Here is a 17,435-nt window from a genome sequence, read left to right as displayed (position 1 = left end):
AGGAACGGCCACCGCACTTGTCGCCGTGCTCCGGGAGCGATAGACCGTACCGGCCCGTCACTTATGGCGGATCGGCTTCGGATCCTGGGGAGTTGGGCATGAGCGTGACCAGTCGGTACCGAGAGGCCTGGGAAGGGTTCTGGCGCGAGGCCTCCGACGAACCGGGGGCCGTGTTCTGGGATGCCGAGCCCACGCTCACCGTCGGACCCCAACTCGCCTTCTTCGAGCCGTATCTGACCGATCCCGCACTGCCCCTGGTGGACCTCGGCTGCGGCAACGGCACCCAGACCCGTTTCCTCGCCGACCGTTTCCCGCAGGTCGTCGGCGCCGACCTGGCCCCCGCGGCGCTGGAGCACGCCCGCCGCGCGGACCCCGTGGGCCGGGCGTCGTACCGGCTGCTCGACGCCTCGGACAAGAGCGCGACGGAGTCGCTCCACGCCGAACTCGGCGACGTCAACATCTATATGCGCGGCGTGCTGCACCAGTGCGAGCCCGACGTCAGACAGCCCCTGGTGGACGGGATCGCCGCACTCGTCGGCGAGCGCGGCCGGGCGTTCCTGGTCGAGCCGGTGGAGGCGGCCGGCGCCGTGCTGGGCGGCCTGGCCCAGAGCCCGTCGGGCCCGCCGCCGAAGCTCGCGCCGATCTTCCGGCACGGCATCGCCCCCATGAAGGTGAAGGACGACGCGGTCCTCGACCATCTGGCCGCGGCCGGTCTCGCCGTCCTCGCGAGCGGCGAACTGCCGCTGTTCACGACCGAGTTCATGCCGGACGGCACCCGGGTCGAGCTGCCGTCGCAATGGCTGGTGGTGGGCGGCGCGAGGTGACCACCGGGTGGGGCCGTCGCGAGATGTGACCCCCGTCACCCGTCGGTGCGGTCTTCTCCTGTCACACTCCCCGGCCGCGTGGCGTCAGGGCGGTGACGGAAGTTGCGGAAGCCGCCCGGATCCGTACCGGGCGCCACCGATGAGGAGCCTGCCATGTCCCCCGCGTATGTCGTCGTCACCGTTCTGGGAGCCGCCATGGCGGGCTTCTCCGCCGCCTCTCTCCTGCTGCGCGTGGCCTGGGTGGTCGAGCCGCTGACGCAGTACGGGGTGCCCCGCTCGTGGTGGACCCCGCTGGGTCTCGCCAAGGCCGCGGGCGCGGCCGGTCTGCTGGCGGGTCTGCTCGTGCGGCCGCTCGGCGTGCTGGCCGGGATCGGTCTGGTGCTCTACTTCGCCGGGGCGGTGGTCACCGTGGTCCGGGCCCGCTGGTTCTCGCACGTGCCGTTCCCCCTGCTGTACGCGGCTCCGGCGGCCGCGTCCGTCGTCCTGGCCCTCACGGCCTGAGCGTCCGGGCGACCGGGCACCCGTGCGCCCCGGCCTGCTCCCGGCCCTCCCGCAGCGCCCGTGCCGGGTGTCGCCGGAGGGCCTGCCGGGGCGCGGCCGGGCCGTCGGCGGGAACGGATCCTGGCCCGTTCTGCCGTCGGCGCGTAACGTGGCGCACCATGAAGATCCTGATCAGCGCCGACATGGAGGGTGCCACCGGCGTCACCTGGCCGGCCGACGTGCTGCCGGGGACCCCGCAGTGGGAGCGGTGCCGTGGCATGTTCACCTCGGACGTGAACGCCGCCGTGCTCGGCTTCTTCGACGGCGGCGCCGACGAGGTGCTCGTCAACGAGGCCCACTGGAGCATGCGCAACCTGCTCCTGGAGCGGCTCGACGAGCGCGCCGAGATGCTCACCGGGCGGCACAAGTCGCTGTCCATGGTGGAGGGCGTGCAGCACGGCGACGTGGACGGCATCGCCTTCGTCGGCTACCACGCGGGCGCCGGCGCGGAGGGCGTCCTGGCCCACACCTACCTCGCGAACTCCATCACCGGGGTGTGGCTGAACGACGTACGGGCCAGCGAGGGCCTGCTCAACGCGCATGTCGTCGCCGAGTACGGGGTGCCGGTCATCCTGGTCACCGGCGACGACGTGGCCTGCGAGGACGCTCTCGGGTACGCGCCCGGGGCACTGAAGGTCGCGGTCAAGGACCATGTGTCGCGGTACGCGGCCGTGTGCCGTACCCCCACCAGGACCGCCGCCGACATCCGGGCGGCGGCCAAGGAGGCGGCCGCGCTCGCCGTGCGCCACGAACCGGTCTCCGCCGGACCCTTCACGATCGCCCTGGAGTTCGACGCGGAGCACCTGGCGATGGCGGCCACCGTCGTGCCGGGCGTGGAGCGGACCGGGGAGCGGAAGGTCGCCTACACCAGCGACACCATGTACGAGGGAATCCGCAGCTTCAAGGCGGTCACCACGATCGTCTCGGCCGCGGTGGAGGAACAGTATGGCTGACCAGCAGGCACTCGACGAGGTCGTCCGGTTCACGTCCGACCTGATCCGGATCGACACCACCAACCGGGGCGGCGGGGACTGCCAGGAGCGGCCCGCCGCCGAGTACGCCGCCGAGCAGCTGGCCGGCGCGGGACTCGAACCCGTCCTGCTGGAGCGCACCCCGGGGCGGACGAACGTCGTGGCCCGGATCGAGGGCACCGACCCGTCGGCGGACGCGCTGCTCGTCCACGGTCACCTCGACGTGGTGCCCGCGCAGGCCGAGGACTGGAGCGTGCATCCGTTCTCCGGCGAGGTGCGCGACGGGGTCGTCTGGGGCCGCGGCGCGGTCGACATGAAGAACATGGACGCGATGATCCTGGCCGTGGTCCGGGACTGGGCGCGCAACGGGGTCCGGCCCCGCCGGGACGTCGTCGTGGCGTTCACCGCGGACGAGGAGGCCAGCGCCGAGGACGGCTCCGGCTTCCTCGCCGACCGGCACGCCGGGCTGTTCGAGGGGTGCACGGAGGGCGTCAGCGAGTCGGGCGCGTTCACCTTCCACGACGGCGGCGGCCGCCAGATCTATCCCATCGCCGCCGGTGAGCGGGGCACAGGCTGGCTGAAGCTGACCGCGCGCGGGCGGGCCGGGCACGGCTCCAAGGTCAACCGGGAGAACGCGGTGACCCGGCTGGCGGCCGCGATCACCCGCATCGGCGAGCACGAGTGGCCGCTCCGGCTCACCCCGACGGTGAGCGCGGCCCTGACCGAACTCGCCGCCCTGTACGGCGTCGACACCGACCTGTCCGACGTGGACGGGCTGCTCGGCAAGCTCGGCCCGGCCGCCAAGCTCGTCGAGGCGACCGTACGCAACAGCGCCAACCCGACCATGCTGGACGCCGGGTACAAGATCAACGTCATCCCGGGCGAGGCCGTCGCCTACGTCGACGGGCGTTTCCTGCACGGCGGCGAGGACGAGTTCCGCAGCACCCTGGACCGGCTGACCGGGCCCGACGTGGAGTGGGAGTTCGAGCACCGGGAGGTCGCCCTCCAGGCGCCCGTGGACTCCCCGACGTTCGCGCGGATGCGCGCCGCGGTCGAGGAGTTCGCACCCGAGGGCCATGTGGTGCCGTACTGCATGTCCGGCGGCACGGACGCCAAGCAGTTCTCGCGGCTCGGCATCACCGGATACGGGTTCGCGCCGCTGAAGCTGCCGGAGGGCTTCGACTACCAGGCCCTCTTCCACGGTGTCGACGAGCGGGTCCCGGTGGAGGCGCTCCACTTCGGCGTCCGCGTGCTCGACCGGTTCCTGCGGACGGTCTAGGCGAGTGGGGGAGAACGTGCAGACCCTGGCATACGGTTCCTGGCCCTCGCCCATCGGGGCGGCCCTCGCGGCCGCCCACGACGGGCATCCGGAGTACCTCGGCTTCGTCGGCGACGAGGTCTGGTGGACCGAGCCCCGGCCCGCCGAGGGCGGCCGGCGCACCCTGGTGCGCCGGCGCGCCGACGGCACCGAGGAGTCAGTGCTCTCCGCGCCCTGGAACGTGCGCAGCCGTGTCATCGAGTACGGCGGGCACCCCTGGGCCGGGATCCTGCGCGACGGCGTACCGCTCGTGGTGTTCGTGAACTTCTCCGACCAGCGGCTCTACCGGTACGAGCCCGGCGGCGAGCCGCGCCCGCTCACCCCCGTCTCCCCGGTGGGCGACGGACTGCGCTGGGCGGAACCGCAGCTGCGCCCGGAGCTCGGTGAGGTGTGGTGCGTCCTGGAGGAGTTCACCGGCGACGCGCCCACGGACGTCCGCCGGGTCCCGGTGGCCGTGCCGCTGGACGGCTCGGCCGCCGAGGACCGGGACGCCGTGCGGGAGCTGACCGACGCACGGCAGCGGTTCGTCACCGGGCCACGGCTGTCCCCGGACGGCAGGCGGGCCGCCTGGCTCGCCTGGGACCATCCGCGGATGCCCTGGGACGGCACCGAGCTGGTCGTCGCGGAGGTGGCCGACGACGGGACGTTCCGGCAGGCCAGGACGGTGGCCGGCGGTCCTGAGGAGTCCATCGCGCAGGCCGACTGGTCGGCGGACGGCCTGCTGCTGTACGCGAGCGACCGCGGCGGCTGGTGGAACCTCTACCGGGAGGGCGAGCCGCTCTGCCCCCGCGAGGAGGAGTTCGGCGGGCCGCTGTGGAAACTCGGGCACCGCTGGTTCGCGCCGCTGGACAACGGCCTGGTCGCCGTGGTGCACGGCCGTGGCGCGACCACCCTCGGCATACTGGACCCCGAGACCGGCGAGGTCGTCGACGCGGCCGGTCCCTGGACCGAGTTCGCGCCCACTCTCGCGGTGCACGGCGAGCGGGTGGTGGCCGTCGGCGCCAGCCCGCGCAGCGCCTACGAGGTCGTCGAACTGGACACCCGGACCGGCCGGGCCCGGGTGATCGGCTCCGCGCACCAGGACGCGACGGACCCGGCCCACTACCCCGAGCCGCAGATCCGCGTCTTCACCGGCCCCGAGGGACGCGAGATCCACGCGCACGTCTACCCGCCGCACCACCCCGGGTACACCGCGCCGGCCGACGAGCTGCCCCCGTACGTGGTCTGGGCGCACGGCGGCCCCACCGGACACGCGCCGCTGGTGCTGGACCTGGAGATCGCCTACTTCACCTCGCGCGGCATCGGGGTCGCCGAGGTCAACTACGGCGGCTCGACCGGGTACGGCCGCGAGTACCGCAACCGGCTGCGCGAGCAGTGGGGCGTCGTCGACGTCGAGGACTGCGCGGCCGTCGCCCTCGCCCTCGCCGAGGAGGGCACCGCCGACCGCGAGCGGCTCGCCGTCCGCGGCGGCAGCGCCGGCGGCTGGACCACCGCGGCCTCCCTCGCCGCCACCGACGTCTACGCCTGCGGCACCATCAGCTATCCCATCCTCGACCTGGCCGGCTGGGCCACGGGGGAGACCCACGACTTCGAGTCGCACTACCTGGAGACCCTGGTCGGACCGCTCGCCGAGGTGCCCGCCAGGTACGCGCAGCGCTCCCCGGCCGAGCACGCCGACCGGATCACCGCACCCTTCCTGCTGCTCCAGGGGCTGGACGACGTGATCTGCCCGCCCGCGCAGTGCGAACGCTTCCTGGAGCGGATGCGCGGCCGGGGAGTGCCGCACGCCTACCTCGCCTTCGAGGGGGAGGGGCACGGATTCCGGCGGGCCGAGACCATGGTGCGCGCCCTGGAGGCCGAACTCGCCCTCTACTCAAAGGTGTTCGGCTTGAATCCGCCGGACGCCCCGACCCTGGAGCTGGCCGGATGAAGCAACTCCTTCGCCCGGCCCGGCTCGCCCCCGGCGCCCGGGTGGCCGTCGTGGCACCCAGCGGACCCGTCGCCGAGGAACGGCTCCAGGCCGGGCTCGACGTGCTGCGCGGCTTCGGCCTCGATCCGGTGGCCGCACCCCATGTGCTGGACCGGCACGGCGCGTTGGGCCACCTCGCGGGTACGGACGCGGACCGTGCCGCCGACCTCCAGGCCGCCTGGTGCGACCCGGCCGTCGACGCCGTGCTGTGCGCGCGCGGCGGCTACGGGGCCCAGCGGATGGTCGACCTGCTCGACTGGTCGGCGATGCGGGCGGCGGGCCCGAAGGTGTTCGTCGGCTTCAGCGACATCACGGTGCTGCACCAGGCCTTCGCCACCCGGCTGGGCCTGGTCACCCTGCACGGACCCGCCGCCGCGGGCGTGGACTTCATCAAGCACGCACGGGCGCAGGAACACCTGCGGGACACGCTGTTCGCGCCCGAGAAGGTCCGCACCCTCACCTCCGGCGGCGGCGCGCTCGCCCCCGGCCGGGCGCGCGGTGTCACGCTCGGCGGCTGTCTGAGCATGCTCGTCTCCGACCTGGGCACGCCGCACGCCCGCCCGGACGCCCGGGGCGGGCTGCTGATGCTGGAGGACGTCGGCGAGCAGCCGTACCGCATCGACCGGATGCTGACCCAACTCCTGCGCACCGGCTGGCTCGACGGCGTCACCGGCGTCGCGCTGGGCTCCTGGGCCGGCTGCGGCCCCTACGACGCGGTGCACGCCGTCCTCGCCGACCGCCTCGGCGGCCTGGGAGTCCCCGTCGTCGAGGAACTCGGCTTCGGGCACGGCGAGGGGGCGTTGACGGTCCCCTTCGGCATGAGCGGTGAACTCGACGCGGACGCCGGAACGTTGACCTTCGACGAGCCGGCCCTGCGCTGAGCGGGCGGACCCGGGGTGATCGCCCCCACGCAGCGGGGGCGATCCGGGCGGCCGGACCCGGGGCCGGACGCCTCCGGCGGGGTGTGGTGCGGGCGTCGTAGAGTGACGGGATGCCGCACAACGCATCCCGCTACCTCGCCGAGGGCCCTCGCGTGGGCATACGCCACTTCCGTCACGAGGACGGCGCCGAGTTCACCGCCCGGGCCCGGGAGAGCAAGGACCTGCACCATCCGTGGCTGTTCCCGCCGGACACCGCCGACGGGTACACCGCCTACGCGGGCCGGCTGATCGCGGACCGGACCAAGGCCGGGTTCCTGGTCTGCGACAAGGACGACGGCGGGGCCATCGCCGGGTTCGTCAACATCAACAACATCGTCGAGGGCGCCTTCCTCAGCGGTGCCCTCGGCTACGGCGCCTTCGCGCACGCCGCCGGGCGCGGACTGATGCGCGAGGGACTGGACCTCGTGCTCGGACACGCCTTCGGGCCGATGCGGCTGCACCGGCTGGAGATCAACGCGCAGCCCGCCAACACCGCCTCGATCGCCCTCGCCCGCAGCTGCGGCTTCCGGCTGGAGGGCTTCTCGCCGAGGATGCTCTTCATCGACGGCGCCTGGCGGGACCACGAACGCTGGGCGATCACCGCCGAGATGAGGGCTTCCGGTTGACCTTCATCGTGTCGAGGTCCGTCACCGTCGACTTCAGCGCGCCGAAGCCGTAGCCCGCCTCCCGCAGCGTGCGCTCCGCGCGGTCCTCGGCGATCGCGCCCGCCATCTCCTCGCCGTCCGCCGCGTCCGACACCACGACGTAGCGCATCGAGAAGTGCTTCAGCGGCGACGGCTCGTACGACAGCGAGCCCTCCTCGCAGAACCGCATGCTGGTCATTCCGTGCTCGCCGGCCTCGGCGAGCAGCCGGGCACGCGCCTCGTCGGTGAGACCGTCCCAGGTGCCCCGGACGATCACCCGGTAGGTGTGCTGCTCGCTCATGTGCTGTTCCGTCTCCTTGTCCGGTCTCCTCGTACCCGACTCTATGTCGGCGACGACGGACCGCACGCGGAATATCCCCGGCCAGGCGCCGACCCCGCCTTTGCGCAATCCTGACCGGCAGCTCCCCTGGTCAGCGCCACGGTTGCCGGGTTCCATGGTGATCGTGACGACGATCCGACGCGACGTAGTGACACTGCCCGCCGCGCTGCCGGGCCCCGACAACCCGCTGCCCCCGCTGCGCCCGCTCGACGAGATGCATCGCATCGACGAGCGGGACCGGGAGAATCTTCCGGCCGACATGGCCCGGCAGATCGGCCACGCGCCGCTGCACAGCCTGCTGCCCGTGCCCGTGCGCGACGGCTACGGACGGGCCCGCGAACCGCTGCGGACCGACGCCCTGATCCTCGAGAACGACCGGCTGCGCGCCACGGTGCTGCCCGCCCTCGGCGGCCGGATCGCCTCGCTGCTGCACAAGCCCACCGGCCGCGAACTCCTCTACCGCAACCCGGTGTTGCAGCCCGCCAACTTCGCTCTCAACGGTGCCTGGTACTCCGGCGGCATCGAGTGGAACATCGGCGCCACCGGCCACACCACCCTCTCCTGCTCACCCCTGCACGCCGCCCGCGTCCCCGCCCCGGACGGCGGGGAGATGCTCCGGCTGTGGGAGTGGGAACGGCTGCGCGACCTGCCGTTCCAGATCGACCTGTGGCTGCCGGAGGGCTCCGACTTCCTCCATGTCGGCGTCCGCGTCCGCAACCCCCACGAGCACCCCGTGCCCACCTACTGGTGGTCCAACATCGCCGTGCCCGAGGAACGCCGGGTCCTCGCCCCCGCGGCCGCGGCCTGGCACTTCGGCTACGAGCGCCGGCTGCGCCGGGTGCCGGTCCCCGCGTACGACGGGACCGACCGCACGTACCCGCTGCACAGCACCTTCGCCGCCGACTACTTCTACGACGTCCCCGACGGGCGGCGGCGCTGGATCGCCGCGCTCGACGGCGAGGGGCACGGACTGGTGCAGACGTCCACGGACGAGCTGCGCGGCCGCAAGCTGTTCGTGTGGGGCACGGGGCCCGGCGGACGGCGCTGGCAGGAGTGGCTCACCGAGCCCGGCACGGAGGGCTACTGCGAGATACAGGCCGGACTGGCCCGCACCCAGCTGGAGCACGTGAGCCTGGCGGCGGAGAGCGAGGTGTCCTGGCTGGAGGCGTACGGACCGCTGAGCGCACCGCCCGAGGGCGAGTGGGACGCGGTGCTGGACGGGGCGGAGCAACGGCTCGAAGCGGTCCTTCCGCGAGCCGCCGTCGAAGCCGCCCACGCGACCTGGAAGGCGCACGCCGACACCGAGCCCGAGGAGATCCTCGCCACCGGATCCGGCTGGGGCGCGCTCGAGGTGCTGCGCACCGACCGGAAGCTGCCCGGCACCCCCTTCGACGAGCACACCCTCGGCGAGGAGCAGGCATCCTGGCGGGAGCTGCTGCGCACCGGCTCCTTCCCCGAGCCGCGCCGGGTACGGCCGCCGGGTGCGACCCTCGTCGCCCCGCACTGGCGGGACATGCTGGAGACCGCGCCCGCGACCCCGCTCACCGAGTACCACCTGGGCGTCGCCCAGTGGCACGCCGGCGACCGGGCACAGGCGGTGCGCAGCTGGGAGCGGGCCCTGGAACTCGCGCCCTCGCTCTGGCCGTCGCTGCGCTGCCTCGCCGTCGCGGACCAGGAGAGCGGCAACCACGAACGGGCCGCCGACCGGTACACGGAGGCTTTCGACGACCTGTGCCGGGAGCGGCGCGACAGCGGCGAGTCCTGGACGGCGGCCATGGCCGCGCTCGGCCGGGAGGCGGTCGGCGCACTGCTCGCCGCCCGGCGGCCGGCCGGGGCGCGGGCCGTGTGGGAGCGACTGCGCCCCGAGACCCGCGCGCGCGGCAGATTCCGGCTGCTGGAGGCCGAGATCCTGTGCGCGGAGGGACGCCGCGAGGAGGCGCGGGCGGTCTTCGACGCGGGATTCGAGGTCGCCGACCTGCGGGAGGGCGACGAGACACTGGGCCGGCTGTGGGCCAGGGTGAGTGACGCGCCGCTCCCGGCGCGCTACGACTTCCGGATGCGGCCGTCCGCACCCTGAGCGGTCGTCGGCCGTCCGCACCCCGAGCGGTCGTCGCTCCCGTGACCGGTGGGGGCTCGCGTCGGCCGCGCGAGGGTTTGGGCGTGGCGCACACGGCCACACGGGTATGAGGTCGTCGAGCCTCTTCGTCGGGCCGGACCGTGCGGACGGTCGGGCCCGCGGGAGGCGGACCGAGCCCAGAAGGAGGCACCATGGCCGGACCGCGGTACGTGTACGCCGTCTGCCGTCCCTTTCGCGCGGCCCTTCAGGCCCAGCTCACCGGGGTGGCGGGCGCGCCCGTCGGCCTGCTCGGCCATCACGGTCTGGTCGCCGTCGTCTCCACGGTGCCCGAGCGGGACTTCGCAGAGGAGCCACTGCACGCGCATTGGGCGGACCCGCAGTGGCGGGCCGCCGTCGCGCGCGCCCATCGGGGTGTGGTCGACGCGCTCACCGCCGTCACCACACCGCTGCCGCTGCGCGCGGCGACCGTCTGCCCGGACGACAGCGCCCTGCGGCTGATGCTGGAGACGCACGGCGCCGAGTTCACGCGCGCCCTCGACCGGCTGGAAGGACGGGTCGAGTGGAGCGTCAACGTGTACAGCGAGAAGCAGCCGACCGCCCTGTCCGAGGAAGCCGAGACATTTGTGACCCGGCTGCACGGCCTGCTTTCCCGATACGCCGAAGAGTCGTGTTTCCACGAACCGGAGGACTCCATGTTCTTCGGTGCGGCGGGGCGCGCCGGCCACACCGTACTGAATGCGTCCTATCTGGTGTCGCGGACGGATTCCGAGCAATTCGTGGAACTGGTGGACCGGCTGAAGGCCGACGCCCCCGGACTCCAGGTCGAACTGACCGGTCCCTGGGCGGCCTATTCCTTCACCGGGGAGAACGAGGAGAAGACGGAGAACCCGGAGTCCGCCGGGACGGCGGAGTTCGCTGGGGCGCAGCGGGCGAAGCGGACATGGGCCTCGTAGAACCGTAGAGCCGCAGGTCTCGTAGGCCCGCGGGTCTCGTGGATCCGGACCGCGGCCCGGGGCCCTGTGCAGGGCCCCGGGCCGTTCGGTCCACCGTCTCGCCCGTGTCACCGGATGCGAGAGCGGAATTCTCCGGCATCTCCGATTCCGTTTCGCGGGCTCCTCGCCGCCGGCGAGGCATTCACCACCTGTACCACCGGCCCCGGCCTCCGGCCGCGCTCGTGCCGCGGAACAGGAATCCGAGAAGCCAGACCACGAGCACCGCCACGGCGACCCACCAGAGCAGCTTCACCGCGAATCCGGCGCCGAAGAGAAGAAGTACCAGCAGCAGGACGAGAAGAATGGGAACCATAATGTGAACCTCCTTCTCGCCGTGTTTCCCGGAAATCGGGATTCAGGCATCCTTGCGGCAGAGAATTTCTCCGTGCAGCACGCTGAACCAGCCGTCCGCCTGCTCCCCCCACTCCCGCCAGGCGTCCGAGACGGCCCGCAGCTGCCCGGCGGACGCGTGCCCGCCCTCGGTGGCCCGCTGCGCGTACGCCGAGGCGACGGTCCGGTCCGCCCACAGACCGCTCCACCACGCACGCTCCTCGGGCGTGGCGAACGTCCAGGTGCTGGACGTGGCCGTGATCTGCGTGATCCCCGCCGCCAGCGCCCATGACCTCAGCCGCCGCCCGGCGTCCGGCTCCCCGCCGTTGGCGCGGGCCACCCGCAGGTAGAGGTCCTGCCAGTCGTCCATCCCGGCGGACCGCGGGTACCAGGTCATCGCCGAGTAGTCCGAGTCGCGGACCGCGATGAACCCGCCCGGCTTCGTCACCCGCCGCATCTCGCGCAGCGCCTGCACCGGATCGCCGACGTGCTGGAGCACCTGGTGGGCGTGGACCAAGCAGAACGTGTCGTCCGGGTAGTCCAGGGCGTGCACGTCGGCCACGGCGAAGTCGGTGTTGGCCAGGCCCCGCCCGGCGGCCGTGGCCCGCGCCTGCTCCAGGATCTCCGGAGCGTGGTCGACCCCGGTGACGTGCCCGTCCGGGACCAGTTCCGCCAGGTCGGCGGTGATGGTCCCGGGCCCGCAGCCGATGTCCAGGATCTTCATATGGGGCTTCAGCGAGCCGAGCAGGTACGCGGCCGAGTTGGCGGCGGTGCGCCAGGTGTGCGAGCGCAGTACGGACTCGTGGTGCCCGTGCGTGTAGACGGCGGTCTCCCGTGCTTCCGGCATGGCTGTGCCCTTCTTCGTCGGATCCGCGTATCCGCCCACCGGGGTTCACGGCCCGGCGGGCGATGTCTGTCACCGTACGCGCATGATCCGAATGGTGAGAACGGCGTTTTGACATGTGGACTGACGGATCGTCAGGAGCAATGAGTTCAGGCGCGTTTCGGCGCCAGGGCCCGTACGGCGAAGGCCGCCCCCGCGCCCAGCGTCGCGCCCACCAGCACATCGCTCGGGAAGTGCACGCCGGTGTACACCCGGGACATGGCCACCGAGAACGCCACCGGTGCCACCACCGCCCCCCACCGCGGCGACTCCAGGGCGACCCCGGTCGCGAACGCCGCCGCCGAGGCGGCGTGCCCCGACGGGAACGACGTGGTGATCGGCTGCCGTTTCAGCTGCCGGACCTGCGGTACGGGGTCCAGCACCGGTCGCGGCCGGCGCACCGACCGCTTGCCCAGGGTGTTGATCGTCAGCGAGGCCAGGCCTAGGGAGGCGAGCCCCAGAGCGGCCGCCCGGCGCCCCCGCGGCGTACGGCTCGCCGCCATGACGGCGGCCGTGGCGAACCACAGAACACCGTGGTTGGCGCTCCGGCTCAGCCGCGGCAGCACGGGCTCGGCGCCGGGCCAGTGGCGCTCGGCGGCGAACTCGAACAGGCGCCCGTCGAGGGCGAGCAGCCGATCGCGCAGGGCGTGGTGCCCCGGCCGCAGGACGGTGAGGTCGACATCTGGGCTCATGCAGGGATGAGTACCCTGAAGTGGCCGTTTCCTGCGCCGGACCGAACCCGCCGTCGAAGGGCCACCGCATGCGTCTGCTCCTCGTCCGCCACGCCGAGACCCCTGCCAACGTCGACTTCCTGCTGGACACCACGGTCCCCGGGCCGGGTCTGACCGCACTCGGCGAGCAGCAGGCCGCGCGGCTGCCCGCGGCCCTCGCCGACGAGGACATCGAGGCCGTCTACGCCTCCACCATGCTCCGCACGCAGCTCACCGCCGCCCCGCTGGCCGCCGCCCGCGGCCTTCGGGTGACCGTGCGCGACGGCATCAGGGAGATCTCCGCGGGCGATCTGGAGCTGCTGCCCGGCGAATCGGAACAGGGCCTGCGCTACATGCGGACCGTGTTCGCCTGGGCGGCAGGCGACACCGGGCTGCGGATGCCGGGCGGCGAGAGCGGCGCCGAGGTCCTCGCCCGCTACGACGCCGTGGTCGCGGAGGCGGCGGACCGCGAGGCCGGAACGGTCGCCCTGGTCAGCCACGGCGCGGCGATCCGCCTGTGGACGGCCGCCCGCGCGGACAACGTCGATGTGCCCTTCGCCACCGCCCATCGCCTGGCGAACACCGGCGTGGTGATCCTGGAGGGCAGCCCGGCGGACGGCTGGAAGGCCCTCACCTGGGCCGGTGCGACCGTCGCCCCGGCGGGCGAGAGCGGCCCGACGGGCCGGGCGCTGGAGGAGACGGGCTGAGCGCTCCCGCCCGCGGGACCGGACCGGCATTCGGATATGCATTTGGCCGGTCGGGCGGGAGACCGCAGAATGCCTCTCCATGGGACATCTGGAAGCCGCGCACCTCGAGTACCACCTCCCCGACGGGAGGACGCTGCTCGGCGATGTGTCGTTCCGGGTGGGCGAGGGAGCCGTCGTGGCCCTCGTCGGGCCCAACGGCGCGGGCAAGACGACCCTGCTCCGGCTCATCTCCGGAGAGCTGAAGCCGCACGGCGGCACCGTCACCGTCAGCGGCGGCCTGGGCGTGATGCGCCAGTTCGTGGGCTCCGTACGGGACGAGACGACCGTACGGGACCTCCTCGTGTCGGTCGCGCCGGCCGGTATCCGCGAGGCCGCGCAGGCCGTCGACCGGGCCGAGCACGCCATGATGACCGTCGACGACGAGGCCGCCCAGCTCCAGTACGCGCAGGCGCTCTCGGACTGGGCCGAGGTGCGCGGGTACGAGTCGGAGACCATGTGGGACATGTGCACCACGGCCGCGCTGGGCGTGCCGTACGAGAAGGCGCAGTGGCGGCTGGTACGGACGCTCTCCGGCGGTGAGCAGAAGCGGCTGGTGCTGGAGGCGCTGCTGCGCGGCACCGAGGAGGTGCTCCTCCTCGACGAGCCGGACAACTATCTCGACGTGCCCGGCAAGCGCTGGCTGGAGGAGCGGCTGAAGGAGACCCGCAAGACCGTGCTGTTCGTCTCGCACGACCGGGAACTCCTCTCCCGCGCCGCCGAGAAGATCGTGTCCGTCGAGCCCGGCCCCGCCGGCGCCGACGCCTGGGTGCACGGCGGCGGTTTCGCCACCTACCACGAGGCCCGCCGCGAACGCTTCGCCCGCTTCGAGGAACTGCGCAGACGCTGGGACGAGAAGCACGCCCAGCTGAAGAAGCTGGTGCTGAGCCTGCGTCAGGCGGCCTCCATCAGCCATGAGCTGGCCTCCCGCTACCAGGCCGCCCAGACCCGGCTGCGCAAGTTCGAGGAGGCCGGGCCGCCGCCCGAGCCGCCGCGCGAGCAGGACATCACCATGCGGCTGAAGGGCGGACGCACCGGCGTGCGGGCCGTCACCTGCGAGGCGCTCGAACTGACCGGCCTGATGAAGCCCTTCGACCTGGAGGTCTTCTACGGCGAACGGGTCGCCGTCCTCGGCTCCAACGGCTCCGGCAAGTCGCACTTCCTGCGGCTCCTGGCCGGTGAGGACGTGGCGCACACCGGGACCTGGAAGCTCGGCGCGCGGGTCGTGCCCGGGCACTTCGCCCAGACCCACGCCCACCCCGAGCTCCAGGGCCGCACCCTGCTCGACATCCTGTGGAAGGAGCACGCCCAGGACCGCGGCGCCGCCATGTCCCGGCTGCGCCGTTACGAGCTGACACAGCAGGCCGAACAGTGCTTCGAGCGGCTCTCCGGCGGCCAGCAGGCCCGCTTCCAGATCCTGCTGCTGGAACTGGCGGGTGTCACGGCCCTGCTCCTGGACGAGCCCACCGACAACCTCGACCTGGAGTCCGCCGAGGCCCTCCAGGAAGGCCTGGAGGCCTTCGAGGGCACCGTCCTGTCGGTCACGCACGACCGCTGGTTCGCCCGCTCCTTCGACCGCTACCTCGTCTTCGGCAGCGACGGCCGGGTACGGGAGACCCCCGAGCCGGTCTGGGACGAGCGCAGGGTGGAACGGGCCCGGTAGGGCCTGTCCGACGGTTCCCGGGGCCCCGGCGCCCGCGCGGTGACGCGGTCGCAGGCCCGGGGGCCGGAATGTTCGTACAGTGGATGCAGAGACGCCAGTGCCGTGTCGGTCGGGCTTCGCCGCGGGCGATCCCGGCTGACGCGGCGCGTTCCATGGCTCCCTCCCGGATCCCGCCCGATGGATCGCCCACGGGACCGGACCGCAGGGACGGACACGACGAGCGGGGTACCACCATGAGCGGAGTCGACCCGGCGCGACTGGACGACCAGCAGCTGATGAAGGAACTGGAGAACATCCACCGCACGCGCCACGACACCCTGCTGTACGGCTCCAACGACGCGTTGCGCACCCACAATCACCGCATGGCCCAGCTGGAGGGCGAGTACCTTCGGCGCAACCCCCGCCGCTTCGTCTCCCCGTCCCGCACCCGGGACGGCGCGCGGGTGCGGGCCGCCGCCGGGTCGGCGGGCCGGACACCGGTGGGCAAGTGGGGCCCCGGGGCGGGACACGGCGGGGCCTGACGGCGGTCGGGGCTCGGTGGCGGTCGAGGCCTGACGGCGGCCTGCGGGGCGTGCCGTTAATCGTTCCCGGGGCGGTGCCGTGGCGGCGACGGCTCGTTCACCCGGTCGGCGGCGGGCTGTCCCGCGAATGGTGTCCGGCCGCGCGCGGCCCCGTGCCGGGCGGGCTGTGATGGCTGTGGGGCACGACCGGAGTGTCCCGACAGCCGTCAGGCCTAAGGAGCCCTTCCCATGTGCCGCACCGCCCGTCTCCTGTCCGCCGTCGCCGTGGCCGGTGCCGCCTTAACGGTATCCGCGCCGGCCGCGTCCGCGGACCCGGCCGCGCAGGTCAGCCCCGGCGCATCCGTTCCAGGGGACAGCGTCGTCGTCTCGGTCGGCTGCGGCACCCTGGGCGGATCCCCGCCCGCGACCATCGACGCCATGTCACCCGCCTTCGACGAGGGCACCGTCAGGCTGAGCCGGGTCGCCGCGGCCCATGGCCGGACGTCGGCCGCCGCCACCTACCGGGGCATCGCCCACATCGCGGCCGCCACGGACCTGCCGGCCGTGCCGGGCAGCGCCGCCGGGCACGCCGTGTGGACCGTCGCCGGCAGTTGCCCGGCCGCGCCGGGCGGACGGGGCAGGGTGTGGAGCGCGCAGTTCACCGTGAGCGGGGGCGGCGGCCGGGCTGTCGCCGGGGCCGGTGGCAGCCCCGCCGCCGGCGTCACCGGGCGGGGCGGCAGCCTCGGCACCCCCGGTGTTGCCGGGAGGGGCGGCGGCCTGGGCACTGCCGGTGTCGCCGGGCGGGACCCTGCCGGGGACGCCGGACGCGAGGCCGGCCCCGGTACTGGTGCCAGCCCCGGTATCGGCACTGGTACCAGGCCCGGTATCGGCTCCGGTGCCAGCCCCGGTACTGGTACCGGCCCCGGTATCGGCCCCGGTACGGGACTCATCGGCGGGGAAGCCGGACGTGACACCGGTACCGGCACCGGTACCCGACCGGATGCGGGCGCAGGCGCAGGCGCCGGACCTGGTACCGCTCCCGCCCGACCGGATGCGGGCATCGGCGCCGGACGTGGCAGCGCTGTCGCACCGGACACGGGCGCCGGCGCCGGACTTGGTCTCGGTACCCGACCGGACACGGGTACCGATGCCGGTACCGCCACCGGACCGGACGCGAACGCGGGCGTCGCTCCGGACACGGGCGCCGTTCCGGACACCGGCGTGATTCCGGACGCGGGCGTCACCCCGGACACGAGTGTCGGTCCGGACACGGGCGCCGAATCGAAGACGGGCGCCGGACCGGACACGGGCACCGACGCCGGACGGGAGAGCGGCGCCGACAACGGTGGGAGCACCGACGGGGGCGGCGGCCGGGACAGCGGAGACGACAGCGGAGACGACAGCGGCCGGGACGGCGCCGGCGACAGCGGTCGGGACGCGGGACAGGACGGCGGCAGCGACACCGGCCGGGACGGCGGCAGCGACAGCGGCCGGGACGGCGAGCAGGCGTGCGGCGGGCCGCGTACCGACGAGAACGGGGGCGGAGACGCGGGCGGGAACGCGCGCGGAGACGCGGACAAGGGCACGGACAAAGGCACGGACAAGGGCACGGACAAGGGCACGGGCCGGGGACCGGACAAGGGCACGGGCGGGGCACCGGACTCGACGTCGGATCGGGGCGCGGATTCCGGCACGCACCCGAAGGTGCTGACACACACCGCCGCACGCACCGCCATGCGTACCGAATCCTGCGCGAAGGACGCGCTGCCGCAGGGTGTGGAGGCCGGGGAGGGCGGCGCGTTCACCGGGTCCGTCCCCGCGGTCGTCACCGGCGGCCTGCTGATCGTGGGCGCGCTCGGCGCCGCCGCGCACCGGCTGTGGCGCCGTGAACCCGGCTGGAAGGACTGAGCCGTCCCACGGTGTCACGGGCGCGGCGACAGGAGCGCTCATGGTGACGCGACGGGCGGGGTACCCGTTGTCCTTGGGAGGCTGGTGAGTACAGGGCAGCACA

Annotated in this window: 16 protein-coding genes and 1 pseudogene; 13 read left to right on the top strand and 4 right to left on the bottom strand. The window is 73.5% G+C overall.

The features are described from left to right. Positions 1-98 precede the first annotated feature (98 nt). The 7 genes from ACZ7OY_RS08805 (at position 99) to ACZ7OY_RS08775 (ending at position 7,168) form a co-directional block, all read left to right on the top strand. Positions 99-824, top strand: coding sequence for a class I SAM-dependent methyltransferase (locus ACZ7OY_RS08805; protein ID WP_471910740.1), 726 nt, complete (start codon positions 99-101; stop codon positions 822-824). Between the two features lie 153 nt (positions 825-977). Then, positions 978-1,325 (top strand): DoxX family protein, encoded by a 348-nt coding sequence (locus tag ACZ7OY_RS08800; RefSeq protein WP_351614536.1) that lies wholly within the window; start codon positions 978-980, stop codon positions 1,323-1,325. Positions 1,326-1,483: 158 nt separating this feature from the next. Then, positions 1,484-2,317: a M55 family metallopeptidase gene (locus tag ACZ7OY_RS08795; RefSeq protein ID WP_471910739.1), complete on the top strand. Its 834-nt coding sequence runs from the start codon at positions 1,484-1,486 to the stop codon at positions 2,315-2,317. Then, positions 2,310-3,614, top strand: a complete 1,305-nt coding sequence (locus ACZ7OY_RS08790; protein ID WP_471910738.1) for a M20/M25/M40 family metallo-hydrolase — start codon at positions 2,310-2,312, stop codon at positions 3,612-3,614. The genes ACZ7OY_RS08795 and ACZ7OY_RS08790 overlap by 8 nt, the downstream gene beginning before the upstream one ends. Positions 3,615-3,618: 4 nt before the next feature. Further along, positions 3,619-5,583 (top strand): S9 family peptidase, encoded by a 1,965-nt coding sequence (locus ACZ7OY_RS08785; RefSeq protein WP_471910737.1) that lies wholly within the window; start codon positions 3,619-3,621, stop codon positions 5,581-5,583. Continuing rightward, on the top strand, positions 5,580-6,503 hold the full coding sequence (locus tag ACZ7OY_RS08780; protein ID WP_471910736.1) for a S66 peptidase family protein: 924 nt from the start codon (positions 5,580-5,582) through the stop codon (positions 6,501-6,503). Before ACZ7OY_RS08785 ends, ACZ7OY_RS08780 begins: the two co-directional genes overlap by 4 nt. 110 nt (positions 6,504-6,613) lie before the next feature. After that, the gene (locus ACZ7OY_RS08775) at positions 6,614-7,168 is read left to right on the top strand and encodes a GNAT family N-acetyltransferase (protein WP_471910735.1); all 555 of its coding nucleotides are present in this window, start codon (positions 6,614-6,616) and stop codon (positions 7,166-7,168) included. Here ACZ7OY_RS08775 and ACZ7OY_RS08770 read toward each other — a convergent pair. Beyond that, positions 7,140-7,487 carry a DUF6204 family protein gene (locus ACZ7OY_RS08770; protein ID WP_351614523.1) on the bottom strand — a complete coding sequence of 116 codons (348 nt, stop codon included), beginning with the start codon at positions 7,485-7,487 and terminating at the stop codon, positions 7,140-7,142. The two genes, ACZ7OY_RS08775 and ACZ7OY_RS08770, sit on opposite strands and share 29 nt — an antisense overlap. Before the next feature lie 154 nt (positions 7,488-7,641). Between ACZ7OY_RS08770 and ACZ7OY_RS08765 the strand changes: the two genes are divergently transcribed. Both ACZ7OY_RS08765 and ACZ7OY_RS08760 read left to right on the top strand, forming a co-directional pair. Continuing rightward, positions 7,642-9,603, top strand: a complete 1,962-nt coding sequence (locus ACZ7OY_RS08765) for a DUF5107 domain-containing protein (protein ID WP_471910734.1) — start codon at positions 7,642-7,644, stop codon at positions 9,601-9,603. 191 nt (positions 9,604-9,794) lie between these two features. Further along, a complete protein-coding gene (locus tag ACZ7OY_RS08760) occupies positions 9,795-10,556 on the top strand; it encodes a GvpL/GvpF family gas vesicle protein (protein WP_471910733.1) in 762 nt (253 codons plus the stop codon). A gap of 181 nt (positions 10,557-10,737) precedes the next feature. Here the strand turns inward: ACZ7OY_RS08760 and ACZ7OY_RS08755 are convergent, their stop codons facing one another. From ACZ7OY_RS08755 to ACZ7OY_RS08745, 3 genes and pseudogenes are all read right to left on the bottom strand, one after another. Next, the gene (locus ACZ7OY_RS08755; protein ID WP_152894404.1) at positions 10,738-10,908 is read right to left on the bottom strand and encodes a hydrophobic protein; all 171 of its coding nucleotides are present in this window, start codon (positions 10,906-10,908) and stop codon (positions 10,738-10,740) included. A 42-nt stretch (positions 10,909-10,950) separates the two neighbouring features. Then, positions 10,951-11,772 carry a class I SAM-dependent methyltransferase gene (locus ACZ7OY_RS08750; protein WP_471910732.1) on the bottom strand — a complete coding sequence of 274 codons (822 nt, stop codon included), beginning with the start codon at positions 11,770-11,772 and terminating at the stop codon, positions 10,951-10,953. Between the two features lie 149 nt (positions 11,773-11,921). Then, positions 11,922-12,500 (bottom strand): annotated as a pseudogene (locus tag ACZ7OY_RS08745) (phosphatase PAP2 family protein); the annotation flags it as partial. A 68-nt stretch (positions 12,501-12,568) separates the two neighbouring features. Between ACZ7OY_RS08745 and ACZ7OY_RS08740 the strand changes: the two are divergent. The 4 genes from ACZ7OY_RS08740 (at position 12,569) to ACZ7OY_RS08725 (ending at position 17,332) form a co-directional block, all read left to right on the top strand. Next, on the top strand, positions 12,569-13,225 hold the full coding sequence (locus tag ACZ7OY_RS08740; protein ID WP_471910731.1) for a histidine phosphatase family protein: 657 nt from the start codon (positions 12,569-12,571) through the stop codon (positions 13,223-13,225). Positions 13,226-13,304: 79 nt separating this feature from the next. Next, positions 13,305-14,924, top strand: a complete 1,620-nt coding sequence (locus tag ACZ7OY_RS08735) for an ABC-F family ATP-binding cassette domain-containing protein (protein ID WP_384726450.1) — start codon at positions 13,305-13,307, stop codon at positions 14,922-14,924. Positions 14,925-15,076: 152 nt separating this feature from the next. Continuing rightward, on the top strand, positions 15,077-15,445 hold the full coding sequence (locus ACZ7OY_RS08730) for a DUF6158 family protein (protein ID WP_471910730.1): 369 nt from the start codon (positions 15,077-15,079) through the stop codon (positions 15,443-15,445). A gap of 228 nt (positions 15,446-15,673) precedes the next feature. Beyond that, complete coding sequence (locus ACZ7OY_RS08725) at positions 15,674-17,332, top strand: hypothetical protein (RefSeq protein WP_471910729.1); 1,659 nt, start codon at positions 15,674-15,676, stop codon at positions 17,330-17,332. Positions 17,333-17,435: the final 103 nt, after the last annotated feature.

Source organism: Streptomyces sp. NPDC107559, from assembly GCF_055657365.1.
The sequence above is the reverse complement of the archived record's forward strand: the minus strand, read 5'-3'. Positions and strand labels throughout refer to the sequence as shown.